Source organism: Streptomyces sp. NPDC006450 (assembly GCF_040612195.1).
Classification (GTDB): Bacteria; Actinomycetota; Actinomycetes; order Streptomycetales; family Streptomycetaceae; genus Streptomyces.
Map to the genome: position 1 here is coordinate 18,557 of NZ_JBEXPT010000054.1, position 21,178 is coordinate 39,734.

Sequence of the window (21,178 nt, forward strand, 5' to 3'; positions counted from 1 at the left end):
GGGTCTGAGACCATGGCGCGATCACGAACCGATCGACTCAGGCCCGATGCCCCCTTCTCCCGCATCATGAAGACGGAAAGTTTCATCTTGTGAGTGACACAACCCAGGACGGAACCCTTGCCACGAGCAGGCGGCCGTCCGAAGACGCCGGGCTGAGCCCCGCGGAGCTCGCCAGGAAGTACGGCCTGTCCGTCAGCGGAGCCCGGCCGGGCCTGGTCCCGTACGTGCGCCAGCTCTGGGAGCGACGCCACTTCATCGTCGCGTTCTCCCGGGCCAAGCTGATGGCCCAGTACAGCCAGGCGAAGCTCGGGCAGATCTGGCAGGTGGCGACCCCCCTGCTGAACGCGCTGGTCTACTACATGATCTTCGGGCTGATCCTGAACGCCGGCCGGGGCATCGACAAGGACGACTACATCCCGTTCCTGGTGATCGGCGTCTTCGTCTTCACCTTCACGCAGACCTCGCTGATGGCGGGCGTCAGAGCGATTCCGGGCAACATCGGCCTGGTCCGCGCCCTGCACTTCCCGCGCGCCTCGCTGCCGATCTCCTTCTCGCTGCAGCAGCTCCAGCAGCTGCTGTTCTCGATGATCGTCGTGTTCGTGGTCACCATCGGATTCGGCAACTACCCGAGCCTGTCGTGGCTGCTCGTGATCCCGGCGCTGATCCTCCAGTTCGCCTTCAACACCGGCCTCGCCCTGATCTTCGCCCGGATGGGTTCCAAGACCCCCGACCTCGCGCAGCTCATGCCGTTCGTCACGCGTACGTGGATGTACGCATCCGGCGTCATGTTCTCGATCAAGACGATGCTCGAGGGCAAGCCCGAGTGGATCGCGTACGTGCTGCAGTGGAATCCGGCCGCCATCTACATGGACCTGATCCGCTTCGCGCTCATCGACGGATACGGCCGGGACAACCTGCCGCCCCACGTGTGGGCCTTCGCCGTCGGCTGGGCGGTCCTCATCGGAGCCGGCGGATTCGTGTACTTCTGGAAGGCTGAGGAGCGTTACGGCCGTGGCTGAGAACAACCAGGGGCACATCCCCACCGTCATCGCCGACGACGTGCACATCGTCTACCGGGTCAACACCGGCAGCTCCGGCAAAGGCAGCGCCACGGCGGCGCTCAGCAAGATAGTCCGCCGGGGCGGCGACGGACCGGGCGTCCGCCGGGTCCACGCCGTACGCGGGGTCACCTTCACCGCGTACCGGGGCGAGGCCATCGGTGTCATCGGCTCCAACGGTTCCGGCAAGTCCACCCTGCTGCGTGCCATCGCGGGTCTGCTCCCGTGCGAGTCCGGCAAGGTGTACACCGACGGCCAGCCCTCGCTGCTGGGCGTCAACGCGGCGCTGATGAACGACCTCACCGGCGAGCGCAACGTGGTCCTCGGCGGTCTCGCGATGGGGATGACCCGCGCGCAGATCCGGGAGCGCTACCAGGACATCGTCGACTTCTCGGGGATCAACGAGAAGGGCGACTTCATCTCCCTGCCGATGCGGACCTACTCCTCCGGCATGGCGGCGCGCCTGCGTTTCTCCATCGCCGCCGCGAAGGACCACGACGTCCTGATGATCGACGAGGCGCTGGCCACCGGTGACCGGAAGTTCCAGGTGCGTTCCGAGGCGCGCATCCGCGAACTGCGCAAGACGGCCGGAACCGTTTTCCTCGTGAGTCACAACAACAAGTCCATCCGCGACACCTGCGACCGGGTGCTGTGGCTGGAGCGGGGCGAACTCCTGATGGACGGCCCCACCGAGGAAGTCGTCTCGGCGTACGAGAAGGCGACCAGCTGACGGTTTTCCACCGACGGCCCCCACCGCGTCCGGCGGCGGGGGCCGTCGTATGCCGTGCGGGTGCCCGGCGCACCCGGCGGTCCTCTTTTCCCGCGGTGGCGTGCGGGCGACATTGTGGGGCGGACCGAATACCCGTCGAGCCCCGGCGGCGTTGTACAGCGTAAGCTGGGCCAGGCCTCAATCGCGGGCAAGAGGGGGCGATTCCCCCCTAGGTGAATAGCCCAGAACGCCCCGGGGAATGTGCGGCGGCGTGTCCGAAATAGGATGTATTGGGTTGGCAGTGTAGAACGGGAGATGTGACGGCAATGGCTACGGGAATTCTCCGGCCCCCAGGCACGACGGCCGTTCCCGCCGCGGGCGGCGGGCGGTGACCCCGGGGCACGGCAACAGCCCCCGGCCGCACGAGCCGTCCGACGCCTCCGGCTCCCTCCCCGCCCGCCCGGGCGCCGCCACCCTCGGCAAGGCCCGCTCCGAGAACTTCCCCGTCGCCCCCGCCTTCCTGCCCCGCGCCTGGCGCGAGGGACTGATGGCGGTCTACGGGTATGCCCGCCTGGTCGACGACATCGGCGACGGCGACCTCGCTCCGGGCGGCCACGACGCCGTGCTGCTCGGTCTCGACCCCGCCGCCACGGACGACCGGATCGCGATGCTCGACGCCCTCGAAGCCGACCTCGGTCGGGTCTTCGGCGGCACCGACGGGCCTCCGCGCCATCCGCTCATGCTGGCCCTGCAGCCCGTCGTGCGCGCCCACGGGCTCACTCCCGAATCGTTTCTGGGGCTCATCGAAGCCAACCGCCAGGACCAGCGGGTCGCGCGCTACGAGACCTACGGCGACCTCCTCGGCTACTGCGAGCTCTCCGCCAACCCGGTGGGCCGGCTCGTGCTCGACCTCACCGGCACCAGCACCCCCGAGCGGATCCGCCGCTCCGACGCCGTCTGCACCGCCCTGCAGATCGCCGAACACCTCCAGGACGTCGCCGAGGACCTCACCCGGGACCGGATCTACCTCCCGGGCGAGGACATGCGCCGCTTCCACGTCACCGAGACCGACCTGAAGGCCCCGTCCGCGGGGGCGTCCGTACGCGCCCTCGTCGCCTTCGAAACCGAACGGGCGCGGGAACTCCTCGACGAAGGCACGCCGCTCGTGGGCAGCGTCCACGGAAGGCTCCGGCTGCTGCTCGCGGGCTTCGTGGGAGGAGGACGCGCCGCCCTGCGAGCCGTCGCCGCCGCCGGCTTCGACGTCCTTCCCGGCCCGCCCAAGGCCACCCGGAGCGGCTTGCTCCGCGAGGTGGCCGCCGTCCTGCGCACAGCGCCGAGAAAGGGGTGAGCCCGACCGTGGAGGGCCCCACACACGCGTCCGCACCGGGCGCGCCGACAGCGATGTCCGCACCGGCCGCGATGTCCTCACTGATCGCGGCGGCCTACGGCTACTGCGAGGCCGTGACCGGCTCGCAGGCGCGCAACTTCGCCTACGGCATCCGGCTGCTGCCCGCGGACAAGCGGCAGGCGATGTCCGCGCTGTACGCCTTCTCCCGGCGGGTCGACGACATCGGCGACGGCACCCTGCCGCACGAGGTCAAACTGACCCGGCTGGAGGAGACCCGCACCCTGCTCGGCCGGATCCGCGCCGAGGAGGTCGACGAGGACGACACCGACCCGGTCGCGGTCGCCCTCGCGCACGCCTCGCGCCGCTTCCCGATCCCGCTCGAAGGGCTCGACGAACTCATCGACGGCGTCCTCATGGACGTCCGCGGCGAGACGTACGAGACCTGGGACGACCTCAAGGTCTACTGCCGCTGCGTGGCCGGGGCCATCGGCCGTCTCTCGCTCGGCGTGTTCGGCACCGCGCACTCCAACGGATCCGCCGGGTCCGGCGCGCACGAGGCGGCACGGGCCGGCGAGTACGCCGACACCCTCGGTCTCGCCCTGCAACTCACCAACATCCTGCGCGACGTTCGCGAGGACGCGGGCAACGGCCGGACCTACCTGCCCGCCGAGGACCTCGCCAAGTTCGGCTGCTCCGACGGCTTCCGCAGCGAGCGGATGCCCAGCGGCTCCGACTTCGCCGGACTCGTCCACCACGAAGTGCGGCGCGCCCGCGCCCTGTTCGTGGAGGGCTACCGGCTGCTGCCCCTGCTCGACCGGCGCAGCGGCGCCTGCGTCGCGGCCATGGCCGGCATCTACCGGCGCCTCCTCGACCGCATCGAGCGCGAGCCGGAGGCGGTGCTCCGCGGCCGGGTCTCGCTGCCGCCGCACGAGAAGGCGTACGTGGCCGTCCGCGGCCTCTCCGGCCTGGACGCGCGGACCATCGCGCGCCAGAGCACCAGGAGGCGGCTCTGATGGCGGCGGCCCGGCGGGCCGCGACGGAGGGTCGGACGGGAGCAACCCCGCGGCGCCCGGCGGCGTCTGTGGGAGCGACAGAGGAGGACGCATGACCGCGCACCACGCCGTGGTCGTCGGCGGCGGGCTCGCCGGTGTCACCACCGCGCTGGAGCTCGCTGACGCGGGCCTGCGGGTGACCCTGCTGGAGGGCCGGCCCCGCCTCGGAGGCCTGGCCTTCTCCTTCAAGCGCGGCGAGCTGACCGTGGACAACGGCCAGCACGTCTACCTGCGCTGCTGCACCGCCTACCGGTGGTTCCTCGAACGCGTCGACGGCGCGGACCTGGCTCCCCTGCAGGACCGGCTCGACGTGCCCGTGCTCGACGTCGCGCACCCCGGCGGCCCCCGGCTCGGCCGGCTGCGCCGCAGCGCCCTGCCCGTACCGCTGCACCTGGCCGGCTCGCTGGCCCGCTACCCGCACCTCTCGCTCGCCGAGCGGGCCTCCGTCGGGCGCGCCGCCCTCGCGCTGCGCCGCCTCGACCCCGCCGACCCGGCGCTCGACGGCGTGGACTTCGCGACCTGGCTCGGCCGGTACGGCCAGTCCCCTCGTACCATCGAGGCGCTGTGGGACCTCGTCGGCATCGCCACGCTCAACGCCACCGCCGGGCAGTCCTCGCTGGGCCTGGCCGCCATGGTCTTCAAGACCGGCCTGCTCTCCGAGAACGGCGCGGCCGACATCGGCTGGGCCCGCGTACCGCTCGGCGACCTGCACGACACCCTCGCCCGCAAGGCCCTGGACGCCGCAGGGGTGCGCATCGAACTGCGCACCCGGGTCACGGACATCTCCCGTACCCCCGAGGGCGGTTGGCGGGTGGCCACCGAGGGCGACTCGTTCGACGCGGGCACCGTCGTCCTCGCCGTCCCGCAGCGCGAGGCGCACGGGCTGCTGCCCGCCGGAGCGCTCGCCGACCCCGACAAACTGCTCGACATCGGCACCGCGCCGATCCTCAACGTGCACGTCGTGTACGACCGCAAGGTCCTCAAGCAGCCCTTCTTCGCGGCCCTCGGCTCCCCGGTCCAGTGGGTCTTCGACCGCACCGACTCCTCCGGACTCCCCGACGGCGGCCAGTACCTGGCGCTCTCCCAGTCGGTCGCCCACGAGGACATCGACGAACCCGTCTCGGTCCTGCGCGCCAAGTACCTGCCCGAGCTGGAACGGCTGCTGCCCGCCGCGCGCGGAGCCAAGGTGCGCGACTTCTTCGTCACCCGGGAGCGCACCGCGACCTTCGCCCCCACCCCGGGCGTCGGCCGGCTGCGGCCCGGAACCCGGACCGACACGCCGGGGCTCTACCTCGCCGGTGCGTGGACCGCGACGGGTTGGCCCGCGACCATGGAGAGCGCCGTCCGCAGCGGACTGAGCGCGGCCCGTGCCGCGCTCGCCCCGCTGGGCCGCCACCGCGAACACCCCTTGCAGGAGGCGGTATGACCACCAGCGGCACCGCAGCACCACGCAGCGCGGCACCACGCGCCGCAGCACCAAGCACCGCAGTACGTACAGGAACCAGAGGAGAGCCAGTGAACCCGGGGAATCCGGCCGTCGAGAACACGGACGCCAGTGCGGGCCCGGCCGGCGGGGAGAAGGCGGACACGCTCGCCCTCCTCGAACGAGGCCGTACGCTCTCGACGCCCGTGCTCCGCGCCGCCGTGGACCGGCTCGCCGCGCCCATGGACACCGTCGCCGCCTACCACTTCGGCTGGATCGACGCCTACGGAAACCCGGCGGACGGCGACGGCGGAAAGGCCGTCCGCCCCGCCCTCGCCCTGCTCTCGGCGGAAGCCGCCGGCGCCGCGCCCGAGGTCGGCATCCCCGGCGCCGTCGCCGTCGAGCTCGTCCACAACTTCTCGCTGCTGCACGACGACCTGATGGACGGCGACGAGCAGCGCCGCCACCGCGACACGGTGTGGAAGGTCCACGGACCCGCCCTCGCGATCCTTGTCGGCGACGCGCTGTTCGCCCTGGCCAACGAGGTGCTCCTGGAGCTCGGCACGGTCGAGGCCGGCCGTGCGGCGCGCCGCCTGACCACCGCGAGCCGCAAGCTCATCGACGGCCAGGCCCAGGACATCTCCTACGAGCACCGCGAGAGCGTCACCGTCGAAGAGTGCCTGGAGATGGAGGGCAACAAGACCGGCGCCCTGCTCGCCTGCGCGGTCTCCATCGGCGCCGTGCTCGGCGGCGCGGACGACCGTACGGCGGACAAGCTGGAGGAGTACGGCTACCACCTCGGCCTCGCCTTCCAGGCCGTCGACGACCTCCTCGGCATCTGGGGCGACCCGGACTCCACCGGCAAGCAGACCTGGAGCGACCTGCGCCAGCGCAAGAAGTCGCTGCCCGTCGTGGCCGCCCTCGCCGCCGGCGGACCGGCCTGCGAGGAACTCGCCGAGCTGCTCGCCGCCGACGCGAAGAGCAACGACTTCGAGAACTTCTCCGAGGAGGAGTTCGCGGCCCGCGCCGCGCTCATCGAGGCGGCGGGAGGGCGCCGGTGGACCGCCGACGAGGCGCGCCGCCAGTACGAGATCGCCATCAGGGCCCTCGACGAGGTGGACATGGACCAGCGCGTGCGCGACCAGCTCGTGGCGCTCGCCGACTTCGTCGTCGTGCGCAAGAGGTGATCGCCACCCGTACGCGCATATGAATCGCGAGTCGCCGGCCGGTACTGCCTGCCAGTAGTACCGGTCGACGGCGGCCCCCAGTAAAGCGGATGACAGCAGAGGACACTGCACGCAAAGGGGAAGCCATGACTGCGACGACCGACGGCGGCGCCCATGCCTGCGGCGCCGACCCGAACGACATCGGGGCCGCCGGGCCGCCGGGCCCGGCCCCGGGGGTCTGCCCGGACCCCGGCCCCACCCTGCCGGCCGGGGTCCGCGAGGCCATCGAGCGGGCGGTCCGGGACCTGCTCGACCGGCAGGACGAGACCGGCTGGTGGAAGGGCGACCTGGAGACCAACGTCACCATGGACGCCGAGGACTTGCTGCTGCGCCAGTTCCTCGGGATCAGGGACGAGCCCACCACCCGGGCCGCGGCCCTGTTCATCCGCGGAGAGCAGGAGGACGACGGCACCTGGGCCACCTTCCACGGCGGCCCCAGCGACCTCTCCGCCACCATCGAGGCCTACGTGGCCCTGCGCCTCGCCGGGGACGCACCCGATGCCCCGCACATGGCCCGCGCCTCGGCGTGGATCCGGGCCCACGGGGGACTCGCGGGCGCCCGCGTGTTCACCCGCATCTGGCTGGCGCTGTTCGGCTGGTGGAGCTGGGACCACCTGCCCGAACTCCCTCCCGAACTGCTGTTCCTGCCGCCCTGGGTGCCGCTGAACATCTACGACTTCGGCTGCTGGGCCCGGCAGACGATCGTCCCGCTCACCGTCGTCTCCGCCCTGCGACCGATCCGCCCGGCCCCCTTCGCCCTGGACGAGCTGCACACCGACGCGCGGACGCCGTACCCGGTCAAGCACCCTGCCCCGATGGCCAGTTGGGACGGCATCTTCCAGCGGATGGACAAGGCCCTGCACGTGTACCGGCGGTTCGCCCCGCGCCGGCTGCGCAAGGCGGCCATGGCGAGCGCGGGCCGCTGGATCGTGGAGCGGCAGGAGAACGACGGCTGCTGGGGCGGCATCCAGCCGCCCGCCGTGTACTCCGTCATCGCCCTGCACCTGCTCGGTTACGACCTCCAGCACCCGGTGATGCGCGCCGGACTGGAGTCCCTGGACCGCTTCGCCGTCTGGCGCGCGGACGGCGCCCGCATGATCGAAGCCTGCCAGTCCCCGGTCTGGGACACCTGTCTGGCGGCGATCGCGCTGGCCGACGCGGGACTGCGCCCCGACCACCCCGCCCTGGTCAAAGCCGCCGACTGGATGCTCGGCGAGGAGATCGTGCGCAGCGGGGACTGGGCCGTGCGCCGCCCCGGACTGGCCCCGGGCGGCTGGGCGTTCGAGTTCCACAACGACAACTACCCCGACATCGACGACACCGCCGAGGTCGTCCTCGCCCTGCGCCGCATCAGGCATCCCGACCCGGCGCGGGTGGAGGGCGCCATCGCCCGGGGGGTGTCCTGGAACCTCGGCATGCAGTCGAAGAACGGCGCCTGGGGAGCCTTCGACGCCGACAACACCAGCCCCTTCCCGAACAAGCTGCCCTTCTGCGACTTCGGCGAGGTCATCGACCCGCCCTCGGCCGACGTCACCGCGCACGTGGTGGAGATGCTGGCCGTCGAGGGCCGGGCCGGCGACGCGCGCACCCGGCGCGGCATCGCCTGGCTCCTCGCCGAACAGGACCCGAACGGCGGCTGGTTCGGCCGCTGGGGCACCAACTACGTCTACGGCACCGGCTCGGTGGTCCCGGCCCTGACCGCCGCCGGCTTCTCCCCCTCGCACCCCGCGATCCGGCGGGCCGTGGCCTGGCTGGAATCCGTACAGAACGAGGACGGGGGATGGGGCGAGGACCAGCGCTCCTATCAGGACCCGTCCTGGGCGGGGAAGGGCGCCTCCACCGCCTCGCAGACGGCGTGGGCGCTGATGGCCCTGCTGTCGGCCGGGGAGCGCGACGCGCCGTCCGTGGAGCGGGGGATCGGCTACCTCGTCTCCACCCAGCACTCCGACGGCACCTGGGACGAGCCGTACTTCACCGGTACCGGCTTCCCATGGGACTTCTCCATCAACTACCACCTGTACCGCCAGGTCTTCCCGCTCACCGCCCTCGGCCGCTATCTGCACGGAGAACCCTTCGGCCCGGGCGGGCGGTACGCGCATCCCGCCGCCCTCCCGCACACGGTTCCGTCCCCCGGGGAGGCGTGATGTCCGCCGGCCCCGCCGCGGACCTGCCGCCGCTGCTCATCGCCTGCGCGCTGCGCATCGAGCGGACGGCCCTGCGCAGCGGCCGGGAGCGGGACGCGCCCGAGCGGTACGAGGTCCTGCGCACCGGCATGGGCCCGCGCGCGGCCGAGCGCACCGTCGGCCGGAAACTGGCCGAGCCGGAGCAGCACGGCGCCGCCGTGCTCGCCACCGGATTCTGCGCCGGGCTGCTGCCCGGCATGAGCCCCGGCGACCTGATCGTCGCCGAGGAGACCCGGGACCCGCGCGGCACGGTCGCCTGCGCCGGTACCGCCCTGCTCGCCGAGGCACTGGCCCGGGCCGTACCCGGCCGGACCGTCCACCTCGGTGCACTGACCGGATCCGACCACGTCGTCCGGGGCCAGGAGCGCGCCGAACTGCGCGCCGGCGGCGCCATCGGGGTCGACATGGAATCGGCCGCCACCCTCTGGACCGCGACCCGGGGCGGGAGCGCCCCGGAGGGCGCGGACCGTCCGGTTGCGGCCGTCCGGGTGATCGTGGACGCTCCGGAGCATGAGCTCGTCCGTATCGGCACCGTTCGCGGGGGAATATCGGCCTTTCGCGTACTGCGTGCCGTACTGCCCGCGTTTTATGAATGGCACCGTTCTTTGCTGCTCCCCAGGAGGTGAGCCAGATGGCCATGCCACTGCGACAGACCATCAGGGTCGGGACGTACCTGCTCGAACAGAAGCTCCGCAAGCGTGAGAAGTTCCCGCTGATCGTCGAGCTGGAACCGCTCTACGCCTGCAACCTGGCCTGCGAGGGGTGCGGGAAGATCCAGCACCCGGCCGGGGTGCTCAAGCAGCGCATGCCCGTGGCCCAGGCGGTGGGCGCCGTGCTGGAATCGGGCGCGCCGATGGTGTCCATCGCGGGCGGCGAGCCCTTGATGCACCCGCAGATCGACGAGATCGTGCGCCAGTTGGTGGCGAAGCGGAAGTACGTCTTCCTCTGCACCAACGCGATGCTGCTCCGCAAGAAGATCGAGAAGTTCACGCCCTCCCCGTACTTCGCCTTCGCCGTGCACATCGACGGACTGCGCGAGCGCCACGACGAGTCGGTGGCGAAGGAAGGCGTCTTCGACGAGGCGGTCGCGGCCATCAAGGAGGCGAAGCGGCGCGGATTCAGGGTCACCACCAACTCGACCTTCTTCAACACCGACACCCCGCAGACCATCATCGAGGTCCTCAACTACCTCAATGACGATCTCCAGGTGGACGAGATGATGATCTCGCCGGCCTACGCCTACGAAAAGGCCCCTGACCAGGAGCACTTCCTCGGCGTCGAACAGACCCGCGAACTCTTCAAGAAGGCCTTCGCGGGCGGGAACCGGCGGCGCTGGCGGCTCAACCACTCCCCGCTCTTCCTGGACTTCCTGGAAGGCAAAGCCGATTTCCCCTGCACCGCCTGGGCCATTCCGAATTACTCGCTCTTCGGATGGCAGCGCCCCTGCTATCTGATGAGCGACGGGTACGTGCCCACGTACCGGGAACTGATCGAGGAGACCGACTGGAGCAAGTACGGCCGCGGGAAGGACCCGCGCTGCGCGAACTGCATGGCGCACTGCGGGTACGAGCCCACGGCCGTCCTGGCCACCATGGGTTCGCTGAAGGAGTCGCTGCGGGCGGCCCGCGAGACCGTGGGCGGGAACCGGGACAAGTCGGCATGACCGGCTTCGACCTCGCCGCCCTGCTCGCCGAGCGGGGCGGCGAGCGGTACGCACTGCACGCCCGTCACCTCAACCACCAGCTGCCCCGGATGCTCCAGACCATCGGCTTCGACAAGGTCTACGAGCGGGCCGAGGGAGCCCACTTCTGGGATGCCGAGGGCAACGACTACCTCGACATGCTGGCCGGCTTCGGGGTGATGGGCCTGGGGCGCCACCACCCGGTGGTCAGGCAGGCCCTGCACGACGTGCTGGACGCCCAGCTCGCCGACCTGACCCGCTTCGACTGCCAGCCGCTGCCCGGACTGCTGGCCGAGAAGCTGCTCTCCCACAGCCCGCACCTGGACCGGGTCTTCTTCGGCAACAGCGGCACGGAGGCGGTGGAGACCGCCCTGAAGTTCGCCCGGTACGCCACCGGGCGGCCCAGGGTCCTCTACTGCGACCACGCCTTCCACGGGCTCACCACGGGCTCGCTCTCGGTCAACGGCGAGGCCGGCTTCCGCGACGGCTTCGCACCGCTGCTGCCCGACACCAAGATCGCCCTCGGGGACCTGGCCGCGCTGGAGCGGGAGCTGAAGAAGGGGGACGTGGCGGCCTTCGTCGTGGAGCCGATCCAGGGCAAGGGGGTGCTCGCCGCCCCGCCCGGGTTCCTGCTCGCCGCACAGGAGCTGCTGCACCGGCGGGGGGCGCTGCTGATCGCGGACGAGGTGCAGACCGGCCTCGGGCGGACCGGCGACTTCTACGCCTACCAGCATGAGGCCGGAGTCGAACCGGACCTGGTGTGCGTGGCCAAGGCCCTTTCCGGCGGCTACGTGCCCGTCGGCGCGACCCTGGGGAAGGACTGGATCTTCAAGAAGGTCTACTCCTCCATGGACCGGGTGCTCGTCCACTCCGCCAGCTTCGGCTCCAACGCGCAGGCGATGGCGGCCGGACTCGCCGTCCTCTCCGTCATGGAGGACGAGCAGGTGGTGGCGAACGCCCGCGCGATGGGTGACCTGCTGCGCGGGCGGCTCGCCGCGCTCGTGGACACGTACGAACTGCTCCACGAGGTACGGGGACGCGGGCTGATGATCGGCATCGAGTTCGGCCGGCCGTCCTCGCTGGGGCTGCGGAGCCGCTGGAGCATGCTCCAGGCGGCGCGCAAGGGGCTGTTCGCGCAGATGGTCGTGGTACCGCTGCTGCAGAAGCACCGGATCCTCACGCAGGTCTCCGGCGACCACCTGGAAGTGATCAAGCTGATCCCGCCGCTGATCGTGGACGAGGCGGACGTCGACCGTTTCGTCGGCGCCTTCCGCGCGGTCATGGACGAGGCCCACGGCGGCGGCGCGCTGATGTGGGACTTCGGCCGGACCCTGGTGAAGCAGGCCGTCGCCAACCGCTGAGGCGGTCTCCGGGTCTGCCGCCGTGCCGACCGCCCGGTCGGCCCGGCGGGCGACGGCCCGCTTCGTGGGGCGTCAGTCCAGCAGCCGGTCGCGGAGCCTGTCGAGGGTCTCGGGCGCGAGTCCGAGGCCCTCGGCGAGGTAGCGCTCCACGCCGCCCCACTCCTCGTCGATGGCATCGAAGGCCGTGGCCAGATACGGGGCGCGCGCGTCGAAGAGCGGGGCGAGCAGCTCCATCACCTCGGGGGCGCGGGCCTCGGGAGAGTCGCTGCCCCGGCGGACCCGGTAGCGGTTGTGCGGGGCGTTCGACTCCAGGTAGTCCGCGAGGATCGCCTCCCGCTCGACGCCCAGCGCGAGCAGGGTGACGGCGATCGACAGGCCGGCCCGGTCCTTCCCGGCGGCGCAGTGCATGAGGGCCGGGACGCTGTCCTCGGCGAGCGCGTGCACCACCCGGCTGTGCTCGGCGGTGCGGGTCCGGATCATCGTCCGGTACGAACGGGACATCCGCGCGGCGGCCTTGCCCTCGCCCAGGATCTCCCGGAGCTGTGCCAGGTCCCCGTCGCGGACCATCTTCCAGAACTCGCTGCCGTCGGCCGGATCCGACAGCGGAATGTTGACGTTGAGCACCCCGGGCAGCTCCACGTCCGCCCCCTCCAGCGCGTGGTCGGCGCCGTTGCGGAAGTCGAAGACGGTGTGCAGCCCGAGCGACCCGAGGAACTGCGCGTCGCTTTCGGTGGCATGCGCCAGATGTCCGCTTCGAAACAGTCGTCCCGACTTGACCCTTCGATCGTCCGTGGTCGGCAAGCCGCCCACGTCGCGGAAGTTGCGCACTCCGGTCATGACGGGCTCCGGCGGTACCGGATGGCTGTGGGGGCTCTGGGGTATCGGCTGGATCACCGGGCTCCTCCGTGTCGTCGTCGTGGGTGGTGTCCGAATTACGCTACTTGCGGCCAACTTGCCATAGCGAGAGGCGAGATCGGACACGCCCCCGTGAGCCAGATCATACGGTGACGGTGAGTGGCTGATCACGAATGGCGAATTCCCTTGCTGGGGCGGTTGTTGAAGGTGGGGAATGGACGGAGGGTGACCGGAATTCCGGCGGCCCGTCATCTTCAAGATTCTGTTGGGGAATTCATGACTTGTTCCGCCCGGTAGGACTCGATTACGTTCGCGATCGATCCGGACGGACCGCCTAATCCTGCCGCCGACCGGAAACCGCACCCGACTATTCACGCGCGTGGCAGGAGCGGGGGAACCAGGTAAGCCGCTGTTCCCGATCTCCGGTCGAGATCTTTACAACGGGACAGCTCGGGGTGAAGCCGTACGTGTGCTGTTCACCGGCACAGAGGCGGCCGGACATCTCCAGTCCGAACCCGACAGCTCACCTCGCAGGCGTCGGAGAGGAATTCGACATGTCCGGAACGGGTAAGCACCGCCGTCCCAAGTCCCGCTCGATATCCCGCGGGTTCGCCGTCGCGGGCACCGGTGGCGCGGCCCTTGCGCTCCCGCTGCTCGGCGCCACCGGCGCCCACGCCGCGGGTGTCCCGGCCGCCGCACCCGCCGCGGCTCCGGTCCAGGCTCCGCAGGCCGTGGCCGCGCAGGTTCCGTCGGCCCTCCGGGCTGCGCCCGCCGCCGCGCAGGGCGCCCCCACCGTCTACACCGTGGTGCCGGGCGACTACCTCTCCAAGATCGCCGAGCGCCAGCACCTCAGTGGTGGCTGGGAGCAGCTCTACGCGGACAACCGCGAGGCCGTCGGCGTCGACCCGTCGCTGATCCACCCGGGCCTCAAGCTCACGCTCGGCGCGAAGGGTTCGGCTCCGGCCGCGGCGGCCGAGTCCGCGCCGGCCGCTAAGCCGAAGCCGAAGCCGAAGCCGGCCAAGAAGTCCGTTTCCTCTCCTTCCTCCACTTATTCCGGTTCTTCGGATTCTGGCGATTCTGGCGATTCGTCGGATTCCTCCGTCGAAGCCGCGGCGCCCGCCCCCAAGGCTCCCGCCCAGCAGCAGGGCGGCTCCGCTTCGTCCGGCTTCGTCGCCCCCGTCAGCAGCAGCCCGTCCACCGCCTACAAGACCGCCGGCTCCATGTGGTCCAGCGGCTACCACACCGGTGTCGACTTCTCCGCGAGCACCGGCACCACCGTGAGGGCGGTCGGCGCCGGCACCGTGGTCTCCGCCGGCTGGAGCGGCGCGTACGGCAACGAGGTCGTCATCCGGCACGCCGACGGCAAGTACAGCCAGTACGCGCACCTCTCCCAGCTGTCCGTCTCCTCCGGCCAGAGCGTCACCGGCGGCCAGACCATCGGCCTCTCCGGTTCCACGGGCAACTCGACCGGCCCGCACCTGCACTTCGAGATCCGCACCGGGCCCTCGTACGGCTCGGACATCGACCCGCTGGCCTACCTCCGGTCGAAGGGCGTCAGCATCTGAATCCGAGGTGCTGTCGGAGGTGCCGGTTAGGCTGCCCGTTCCGACAGGGGACGGGACGGTCGTGGCATGAAGATCAGCGCAGGGGAGCTCAACCGCTCCACGCTGGCGCGGCAGTTGCTGCTGCGGCGCGAGGCGATGGACGTCGGTGATGCGGTGCGCCGGGTGGTCGCGCTCCAGGCGCAGCACGCGGCCTCGCCGTACCTCGCGCTGTGGAACCGGCTCTCCGGCCTCGACCCGGCAGACCTCGACGCCGCCTTCGCGGGGCGCGAGGTCGTCAAGTCGACGCTGATGCGGCTGACGCTGCACGCCGTGCACGCGGAGGACTACCCGTCCTTCCGGGAGGCCGTGCAGCCCTCCGTGCGGGCCGCCCGGCTCGGGACCCGCTTCACCGACTCCGGGCTGACGGCCGCGGACGCCGACGTCCTCGCGCCGGAGCTGCTGGACTTCGCCGACCGGCCCCGTACGACGGCGGAGTGCGAGGCCTGGCTCGGGCACCGGCTGGGAGCGGCGCCGCGGCCCGGAGCGTGGTGGGGGCTGCGGCAGTACGCGCCGCTGCTGCACGCGCCCACCGCCGCGCCGTGGTCGTTCGGGGAGCGTCCGTCGTACGTCGCGCCCCTGCGCCGGCCGCGCACGGTGCCGGCGGACCCGGAGGCGGCGGAGGAGTCCCTGCGGACGCTGGTCCTGCGCTACCTGGAGGGGTTCGGGCCGGCGACGGTGGCGGACGTGGCGCAGTTCTCCCTGGTCCAGCGGGCCAGGGTGCGCCAGGCGTTGCGGGCGCTGGAGCTCTCCGGGAGGCTCGACCGGCTGGCGGGGCCGGAGGGCGAGGAACTGTTCGACCTCCCGGGCGCACCGCGTCCGCAGGAGGACACGCCGGCGCCGCCCCGGCTCATGGCCATGTGGGACAGCGTGCTCCTGGCGTACGCCGACCGGAGCCGCATCGTTCCGCCGCGGTACCGGAAGCTCGTCGCGCGGATGAACGGCGACACCCTGGCGACCCTGCTGGTCGACGGCAGGGTCGCCGGGGTATGGCGTCCGGCCGGGGCGGGCGGCGGGATCGAGGCGACCGCCTTCCACCCCCTCCCGGAGGCGGTCTGGGAGGCGCTCGCGGGCGAGGCCCGGGCGCTGACGGCCTTCCTGGCCGACCGTGAACCGGAGGTCTACCGGCGGTACGGCCACTGGTGGAGCAAACTACCGAGCGCCGAGACCCGGTTGCTCGTCTGAGCCGTGGGGCCGGGACCGGAGGGGGGTCCCGGTCCCACCTGTCCTATTCCCCGCCCGGGGGGTGGTGAAGATCACGGTCCGTAAGGCCCTGGCTACGGTCGCGTAGGTCATGATCCGCGGTGAAGTATGGGTTCCCGTGGCAGCGACGACGACATCCAAGACCAAGACCATTGGCTCGTACGCGGCGCTCGGGGACAGCTTCACCGAGGGCGTCGGGGACCCGGGACCGGGGGACACCTTCGTCGGCTGGGCGGACCGGCTGGCCGTCCTCCTGGCCGACCGGAACGAGGAGCGACACGAAGAATCCGGGGCGTCCGGCGACTTGGGCCCCTCCGGCGAGTACGCCGGTTCCGGTGGGTTCCGCTACGCGAACCTGGCCGTACGGGGCCGGCTGCTGGACCAGATCGTGGCCGAGCAGGTCCCCCGGGCCAAGGAGCTCGCACCGGACCTGGTGACCTTCTGCGCCGGCGGCAACGACATCATCCGGCCCGGCAGCGATCCCGACGACGTGGCCGAACGGTACGAGGCGGCCGTGCGCGACCTCGCCGGATCCGTCGGCCTGGTCGTGATCACCACCGGTTTCGACACGCGCGACGTGCCGGTCCTCAGGCACATGCGGGGCAAGATCGCGACGTTCAGCGCCCACGTCCGGTCGATCGCCGACCGGTACGAGTGCCCCGTACTCGACCTCTGGTCGCTGAAATCCGTACAGGACCGGCGGGCCTGGGACGCCGACCGGCTGCACCTCTCGCCGGAGGGGCACACCCGGGTCGCCCTGCGTGCCGCCCAGGTTCTCGGCCTCGACACGCCGGCCGACCCGGACCAGCCCTGGCCGCCGATGCGCCCGCGCGGTTCGGTGGACACCACCCGCGACAACATCCAGTGGGCGCGCGAGCACCTGGTGCCGTGGATCGGCCGGCGGCTGCGCGGGGAGTCCTCCGGGGACCACGTGGAGGCGAAGCGGCCCGACCTGCTGCCGCTGTAGGGGACGGTGCGGGGGCGGCCCCCGCGGGGGCCGAGCGGGGGCCGGGCGGGGGCCGGGGAGCGTTCGGAGCCACGGAACGGAATCCTTGGGGGGTGTCACGCGTTGGGATGGTGGTAACCATGAGAACGCCCTGCCCGCACCCCCCACACTGGAGGCGCCTTGACCGGCTCCCGTCCCTTGCGTCCACGGCTGCGTGCACTGCGGCCCGAAGCCTTCGGCGCGGACCCGTCCGGTGCCCGGCTGGAGCGGATCCGGCGTTCGCCGAACTTCGCCGACGGAGTGTTCCAGAACCCGGCCGGGACCCGGACCAGACCCTCGGGGTCCATGGCGGAGTTCGCCAAGATCTACTTCCACAAGGAACAGCGGCTCCGGCGTAGCCCGGGCGCCCCCGTTCCGGTCTACCCGACGACCCTCGCGGAGCTGTCGAAGCCCCCGGTCAGCGGCTTGCGGCTGACCTGGATGGGCCACTCCAGCGTGCTCGCCGAGATCGACGGGCGCCGGGTCCTCTTCGACCCGGTCTGGGGCGAGCGGTGCTCCCCCTTCCCCTTCGCCGGTCCCAAGCGCCTGCACCCCGTGCCCGTACCGCTGGCCTCGCTGGGCGAGGTGGACGTCGTGGTGATCTCGCACGACCACTACGACCACCTCGACCTGCCCACCATCAAGGCCCTGGCCGGAACGGACACCGTCTTCGCCGTCCCGCTGGGCGTCGGCGCGCACCTGGAGCGCTGGGGAGTCCCGGCCGACCGGCTGCGCGAACTCGACTGGAACGAGACCACCAAGGTCGCCGGCCTCTCGCTCACCGCCACACCGGCCCAGCACTTCTGCGGGCGCGGACTGCGCAACCAGCAGTTCACCCTGTGGGCGTCCTGGGTCGTCGCGGGCGACGAGCACCGGATCTACCACAGCGGGGACACCGGCTACTTCCCCGGCTTCGAGGAGATCGGCGCGGCGCACGGGCCCTTCGACGCCACGATGATCCAGATCGGGGCCTACTCGGAGTTCTGGACCGACATCCACATGACGCCCGAGGAGGGCGTGCGCGCCCACCTCGACCTCCAGGGCGGCGTCGCGCGCGGAACCATGCTGCCGATCCACTGGGGCACCTTCAACCTCGCCCCGCACCCGTGGGACGAGCCGGGGGAGGGCACGGTGACCGCCGCGGCGGGAGCCGGGGCGTCGATCGCCCTGCCGGTGCCGGGACAGCCCTTCGAGCCGGGTGCGGCAGACGCTCCGAGCGCGCCGTGGTGGCGGCCCTTCGTGGCCGCGGGCTCGTCGCCCGCGCCCGTCACGGCGGCCCGGCCCGCCGAGGCCGCGCAGCCGGCGGCCGTCACCCGCGAGGAGCCGGAGGCGGTGGGCTCGTAGGCCTGCAGGCCTACGCGCCCGGGACCTGAAGGAGCGGGACCGCCCGGGTGAGGAGGTCCCGCTCCGCGCCGGTGTCGGGGCGTGGTGCCGGAGGAGCTACCGCTTGTGGCCGTGGCGCACGTCCAGGCACAGCGCCCAGACGTCGGAGTAGCTGCCGGGGGAGGGCGTGCCCCCGCTGTGGGTGGCCGCCGTCCAGTACGACGGGTTGGAGCCGCCGTCGCCGACGGGCGTGCCGGCGGCGTCGCTGGGGAAGCTGCCGTTGAGGTGGGGACCGCCCGAGGTCGCCTTGCTGAAGTCGGTCGTGGTCACGTTGCCGCCGCTGATGGCTGCGCCCCCGCTCACCAGTCGCCCGTCCTCGCGGGAGCAGCCGGCCGTCGCCGTCTGCCCGGTCGAGGCCGTGTTCGGGCCGCTGACCTCGGTGAACCGGACGGTCGTGGAGACGTGGTCGAGCTTGATGCCGCCCGCGCCGCAGATCGCGTACGCGTAGGTCATGTTGTCCGCACCGCGTCCGCCGCCGATTCCCCCGACCGCCGTCCAGGAGTCGGGGTCGCTCTCGCCGTCGCCCGCGGCGATCGAGCCGAAGTGGTGTGCTGCGTCGTTGAAGGTGGGGAAACTGGCGATCGGCTTGAGGCTGCCGACCCCGGCGGGGGTGGTCCGGGCGCCGCCGCCGAGCAGGACGGTGCCGGTCGGGCAGGTCGCCGTCACGAGCTTGGACGACAGACCCGTGGTGGGCCCGGGGGCCTTGTTCATGACCACCTGGGTGTGCCTGATCAGGTTGCTGTCGAGGCAGATCGCGTAGGGCGTCGTGGAGAAGGCCGTGCTGCTGCGGCTCCCGCTGCCGCCGAAGGCCATCCAGTGGGTGGGGTCGCTGCCGACGATCCCGGGTGCGTCCGTGTACTCGGTGGCGCCGTCGGCGCTGGGCACGATGCCCATCACATGATTGCCGTTGGCCATGTCGTCGTCGCCGATGGCCTGGTCGGCCCCGCCGCCGGAGACGAGGCCGCCGGCGCAGTCCGCGTGCGAGGAGACCCCGGTGAAGGGGGTCGCCGGGCCCATGGCGGCCCCGGGGCTGACGACGGTGACGTCGGCGGTCTTGGCGTACGCGGTTCCCGGCACGGTCACGGACAGCAGGGCGGCCAGCAGCAGGGCCTTGCCGGTGGTGGTCGTGGTGGCGGTGGCGGAAGCCCGCCAAAGGGTGGTGCTCATCGGATTCTCTCTCTGGTTCTCAGGTGCGGGGACGGTCGTCCGTCGTCCGCCGTCGGGTGCGGAGCCGGTCGGTCCGAACCGCCGCCTCAGACGCCGTCGTCGGCGCACAGCGCCCAGACGTCGGTGTGGGTACCGGGTGAGGACTGGCCCCCGGTGTGCGCGGCGGCCGTCCAGTACGCCGCCGTGGTGCTCCCGTCGCCGACCGCGCTGCCGCCGGAGGTGCTGGGGAAGCTGCCGTTGAGGTGGTCGCCGCCCGACCCCGGACCGGTGAAGTCGGTGGTCGTCACGCTGCCTGCGCTGATCGCGGCGCCGCCGCTGACCAGCTTCCCTTCACCGCCGCCGCAGCCCACGGTCGCCGTCTGGCCGGTGCTGCCGGAGGTGGGGCCGCTCACCTCGGCGTAGCGGACCTTCACCGTGGCGCCCGAGACGTTGATCCCGCTTCCGCTGCAGATCGCGTAGGCGTAGGTGTAGTTGGCGCTGTTGTTGTTCCCGTCCCAGCCGACGGCCGACCAGGAGTCCGGGTTGGTCTCCCCGTCCGCCGCGGCCTTGGCGCCGTAGCTGTGCGCGGAGTTGTTGAAGGTGGGGAAGCTCGCGATCACCTTGTAGCTGCCCGTGTTGCCCGGGGTGGTGCGGGCGCCGCCGCCGAGCAGGCGGGTGTTGGCCGGACACGTCGCCGTGACGCGGCCCACCGTCGCCCCGGTGGTGGGGGTGTTGGCCTTGTTCATGACGATCTGGGTGTGGTTGATCAGGTTGCTGGTGAAGCACATCGCGTACGGGGTGCTGGAGAAGGAGGCGTTGACCTGGCCCCCGCTTCCGCCGATACCGAGCCAGTGCGTCACGTCGGTGCCGACGACCCCGGTGGAGCCGGTGTATTCGGTGGTGCCGTCCGAGCTGGGTGAGCTCCCGTTGACGTGGTTGCCGTTCGCGCTCCCGCCGGTACCGATGGCCTGGTTGATCCCGCCGCCGGAGACCAGGCCGCCGGAACAGTCCGCGTGGGTCGATATCTCGGAGCTGCCGGTGGCGGGTCCGCTGGTGGCACCGGGGGTCTTCACGGTCACGCTCACGGTGTTGGCGTAGGCGGTTCCCGGTACGGCCAGGGCCAGTACGGCGCCCAGGAGCAGCGTCCTGCCCGTGGCGAAGCGGCGCAGAAGTCCTGCGGTCATGTGGATCTCCCCATGTGGTGGGTGATTGGTGATGGGTGATGAGCGAGGGCGGTGGCGGTGGGCGATCGGTTGAGCCGGTGCGGCTCGGGAGTCGTCGGTGCGGAGTTGTCACGGCATCACAACGGCTGCCTGCCTCGCGGATGTACGCCGCTCAGGGGCAGACCAGGGGTACGGACTCGGCCGGGATCGCCACTCTGTCGGCAGCGCATGCGGACTCTAGCAGCCCTCTAGTGCTGCATCTACATAGGAAATTATTTGATTTGAGCTGCATACGCCGAAGTCGAATAGGTGGTTCCGCGGCCCTCGGGCGCCGTGAGTGGGGCGGGAGAGGGGTGAGGTGCGGGCGGGAGCTCCGGGAGACGGCGCGTGCCCACGGGGCGCCGGGGAGTGTGCGCTCCCGGCGCATTCGGGCTGTCGTACGAGCGCTCCATCGGGAGCGGGAAGCACCCGGGCGAAGTTCCCCAACTGGCCGCCCTGGGGCCGAGCATGCGGTCTAGCGTGGGTATCCGGTGATCAACACCGGATCCCGGGAAGCCCGGGGGCCGGGCCCCACAGACCGAGGACGCCGATGTCCGGACTCCGCGCCGCACGCCACTCCCCGTCGAGACACGCCGTCACCGGTCCCGGTCGGCAGATACGGCCCCAGCTGATCCGTGCCGCCCTGCTTCCCACGCTCGCCGCCGGGCTCAGCGGCGCCGCCGCGGTGATCTTCGCGCTCCAGCTCGGCGGGGGCGCGGGCGCCCGCGACCCCCGGCGGTGGCCGGTGCTCAGCGGCTGGGC

At 71.7% G+C, this 21,178-nt stretch carries 17 protein-coding genes, 1 pseudogene and 1 riboswitch; of the genes and pseudogenes, 15 read left to right on the forward strand and 3 right to left on the reverse strand.

Annotated elements, in window-relative coordinates:
- The first annotated feature begins 89 nt into the window (after nt 1-89).
- The 10 genes from ABZY57_RS18160 (at nt 90) to ABZY57_RS18205 (ending at nt 12,041) form a co-directional block, all read left to right on the forward strand.
- On the forward strand, nt 90-1,019 hold the full coding sequence (locus ABZY57_RS18160) for an ABC transporter permease (protein WP_356513012.1): 930 nt from the start codon (nt 90-92) through the stop codon (nt 1,017-1,019).
- Nucleotides 1,012-1,788, forward strand: coding sequence for an ABC transporter ATP-binding protein (locus ABZY57_RS18165; protein WP_356513015.1), 777 nt, complete (start codon nt 1,012-1,014; stop codon nt 1,786-1,788). Before ABZY57_RS18160 ends, ABZY57_RS18165 begins: the two co-directional genes overlap by 8 nt.
- Nucleotides 1,789-2,155: 367 nt before the next feature.
- Nucleotides 2,156-3,115: a squalene synthase HpnC gene (gene hpnC, locus ABZY57_RS18170; RefSeq protein WP_356513017.1), complete on the forward strand. Its 960-nt coding sequence runs from the start codon at nt 2,156-2,158 to the stop codon at nt 3,113-3,115.
- Nucleotides 3,116-3,168: 53 nt separating this feature from the next.
- Nucleotides 3,169-4,128, forward strand: a complete 960-nt coding sequence (hpnD, locus tag ABZY57_RS18175; RefSeq protein WP_356513019.1) for a presqualene diphosphate synthase HpnD — start codon at nt 3,169-3,171, stop codon at nt 4,126-4,128.
- 91 nt (nt 4,129-4,219) lie between these two features.
- Entirely contained in the window at nt 4,220-5,593 is a 1,374-nt protein-coding gene (hpnE, locus tag ABZY57_RS18180; RefSeq protein ID WP_356513021.1) for a hydroxysqualene dehydroxylase HpnE, read from the forward strand.
- A gap of 89 nt (nt 5,594-5,682) precedes the next feature.
- The gene (locus tag ABZY57_RS18185) at nt 5,683-6,777 is read left to right on the forward strand and encodes a polyprenyl synthetase family protein (RefSeq protein ID WP_356513023.1); all 1,095 of its coding nucleotides are present in this window, start codon (nt 5,683-5,685) and stop codon (nt 6,775-6,777) included.
- A 125-nt stretch (nt 6,778-6,902) separates the two neighbouring features.
- On the forward strand, nt 6,903-8,960 hold the full coding sequence (shc, locus tag ABZY57_RS18190; RefSeq protein WP_356513025.1) for a squalene--hopene cyclase: 2,058 nt from the start codon (nt 6,903-6,905) through the stop codon (nt 8,958-8,960).
- The gene (locus tag ABZY57_RS18195; RefSeq protein ID WP_356513027.1) at nt 8,960-9,625 is read left to right on the forward strand and encodes a 1-hydroxy-2-methyl-2-butenyl 4-diphosphate reductase; all 666 of its coding nucleotides are present in this window, start codon (nt 8,960-8,962) and stop codon (nt 9,623-9,625) included. The genes shc and ABZY57_RS18195 overlap by 1 nt, the downstream gene beginning before the upstream one ends.
- Nucleotides 9,626-9,630: 5 nt before the next feature.
- Nucleotides 9,631-10,662 (forward strand): adenosyl-hopene transferase HpnH, encoded by a 1,032-nt coding sequence (hpnH, locus tag ABZY57_RS18200; RefSeq protein WP_356513029.1) that lies wholly within the window; start codon nt 9,631-9,633, stop codon nt 10,660-10,662.
- Nucleotides 10,659-12,041, forward strand: a complete 1,383-nt coding sequence (locus tag ABZY57_RS18205) for an aspartate aminotransferase family protein (protein ID WP_356513031.1) — start codon at nt 10,659-10,661, stop codon at nt 12,039-12,041. Before hpnH ends, ABZY57_RS18205 begins: the two co-directional genes overlap by 4 nt.
- Nucleotides 12,042-12,113: 72 nt before the next feature.
- Here the strand turns inward: ABZY57_RS18205 and ABZY57_RS18210 are convergent, their stop codons facing one another.
- Nucleotides 12,114-12,878: a tyrosine-protein phosphatase gene (locus ABZY57_RS18210; RefSeq protein ID WP_356513033.1), complete on the reverse strand. Its 765-nt coding sequence runs from the start codon at nt 12,876-12,878 to the stop codon at nt 12,114-12,116.
- Between the two features lie 372 nt (nt 12,879-13,250).
- A riboswitch (cyclic di-AMP (ydaO/yuaA leader) is annotated at nt 13,251-13,446 on the forward strand.
- A gap of 4 nt (nt 13,447-13,450) precedes the next feature.
- Here ABZY57_RS18210 and ABZY57_RS18215 point away from each other — a divergent pair.
- From ABZY57_RS18215 to ABZY57_RS18230, 4 genes are all read left to right on the forward strand, one after another.
- Nucleotides 13,451-14,461: a LysM peptidoglycan-binding domain-containing M23 family metallopeptidase gene (locus ABZY57_RS18215; protein ID WP_356513035.1), complete on the forward strand. Its 1,011-nt coding sequence runs from the start codon at nt 13,451-13,453 to the stop codon at nt 14,459-14,461.
- A 66-nt stretch (nt 14,462-14,527) separates the two neighbouring features.
- A complete protein-coding gene (locus tag ABZY57_RS18220) occupies nt 14,528-15,682 on the forward strand; it encodes a winged helix DNA-binding domain-containing protein (protein ID WP_356513037.1) in 1,155 nt (384 codons plus the stop codon).
- Nucleotides 15,683-15,791: 109 nt separating this feature from the next.
- Complete coding sequence (locus ABZY57_RS18225) at nt 15,792-16,667, forward strand: SGNH/GDSL hydrolase family protein (RefSeq protein ID WP_356513039.1); 876 nt, start codon at nt 15,792-15,794, stop codon at nt 16,665-16,667.
- 159 nt (nt 16,668-16,826) lie between these two features.
- Nucleotides 16,827-18,029: an MBL fold metallo-hydrolase gene (locus ABZY57_RS18230; RefSeq protein ID WP_356513041.1), complete on the forward strand. Its 1,203-nt coding sequence runs from the start codon at nt 16,827-16,829 to the stop codon at nt 18,027-18,029.
- A gap of 96 nt (nt 18,030-18,125) precedes the next feature.
- On the opposite strand, the gene ABZY57_RS18235 is transcribed toward ABZY57_RS18230, so the two are convergent.
- Together ABZY57_RS18235 and ABZY57_RS18240 are read right to left on the reverse strand one after the other, a co-directional pair.
- Entirely contained in the window at nt 18,126-19,235 is a 1,110-nt protein-coding gene (locus ABZY57_RS18235) for a hypothetical protein (protein WP_356513043.1), read from the reverse strand.
- 86 nt (nt 19,236-19,321) lie between these two features.
- Nucleotides 19,322-20,398 (reverse strand): hypothetical protein, encoded by a 1,077-nt coding sequence (locus tag ABZY57_RS18240; protein WP_356513045.1) that lies wholly within the window; start codon nt 20,396-20,398, stop codon nt 19,322-19,324.
- Nucleotides 20,399-20,966: 568 nt separating this feature from the next.
- Here ABZY57_RS18240 and ABZY57_RS18245 point away from each other — a divergent pair.
- Nucleotides 20,967-21,178, forward strand: a pseudogene (locus ABZY57_RS18245) (ATP-binding protein); the annotation flags it as partial.

Bases quoted from the DNA above. Each gene is read 5' to 3' on its own strand.
- ABZY57_RS18210 (WP_356513033.1), bottom strand. From the start codon at position 12,878: ATGACCGGAGTGCGCAACTTCCGCGACGTGGGCGGCTTGCCGACCACG.
- hpnD (WP_356513019.1), top strand. From the start codon at position 3,169: ATGTCCGCACCGGCCGCGATGTCCTCACTGATCGCGGCGGCCTACGGC.
- ABZY57_RS18215 (WP_356513035.1), top strand. From the start codon at position 13,451: ATGTCCGGAACGGGTAAGCACCGCCGTCCCAAGTCCCGCTCGATATCC.
- ABZY57_RS18205 (WP_356513031.1), top strand. From the start codon at position 10,659: ATGACCGGCTTCGACCTCGCCGCCCTGCTCGCCGAGCGGGGCGGCGAG.
- hpnE (WP_356513021.1), top strand. From the start codon at position 4,220: ATGACCGCGCACCACGCCGTGGTCGTCGGCGGCGGGCTCGCCGGTGTC.
- ABZY57_RS18235 (WP_356513043.1), bottom strand. From the start codon at position 19,235: ATGAGCACCACCCTTTGGCGGGCTTCCGCCACCGCCACCACGACCACC.
- hpnH (WP_356513029.1), top strand. From the start codon at position 9,631: ATGGCCATGCCACTGCGACAGACCATCAGGGTCGGGACGTACCTGCTC.
- ABZY57_RS18225 (WP_356513039.1), top strand. From the start codon at position 15,792: ATGATCCGCGGTGAAGTATGGGTTCCCGTGGCAGCGACGACGACATCC.
- ABZY57_RS18195 (WP_356513027.1), top strand. From the start codon at position 8,960: ATGTCCGCCGGCCCCGCCGCGGACCTGCCGCCGCTGCTCATCGCCTGC.
- ABZY57_RS18220 (WP_356513037.1), top strand. From the start codon at position 14,528: ATGAAGATCAGCGCAGGGGAGCTCAACCGCTCCACGCTGGCGCGGCAG.
- shc (WP_356513025.1), top strand. From the start codon at position 6,903: ATGACTGCGACGACCGACGGCGGCGCCCATGCCTGCGGCGCCGACCCG.
- ABZY57_RS18240 (WP_356513045.1), bottom strand. From the start codon at position 20,398: ATGACCGCAGGACTTCTGCGCCGCTTCGCCACGGGCAGGACGCTGCTC.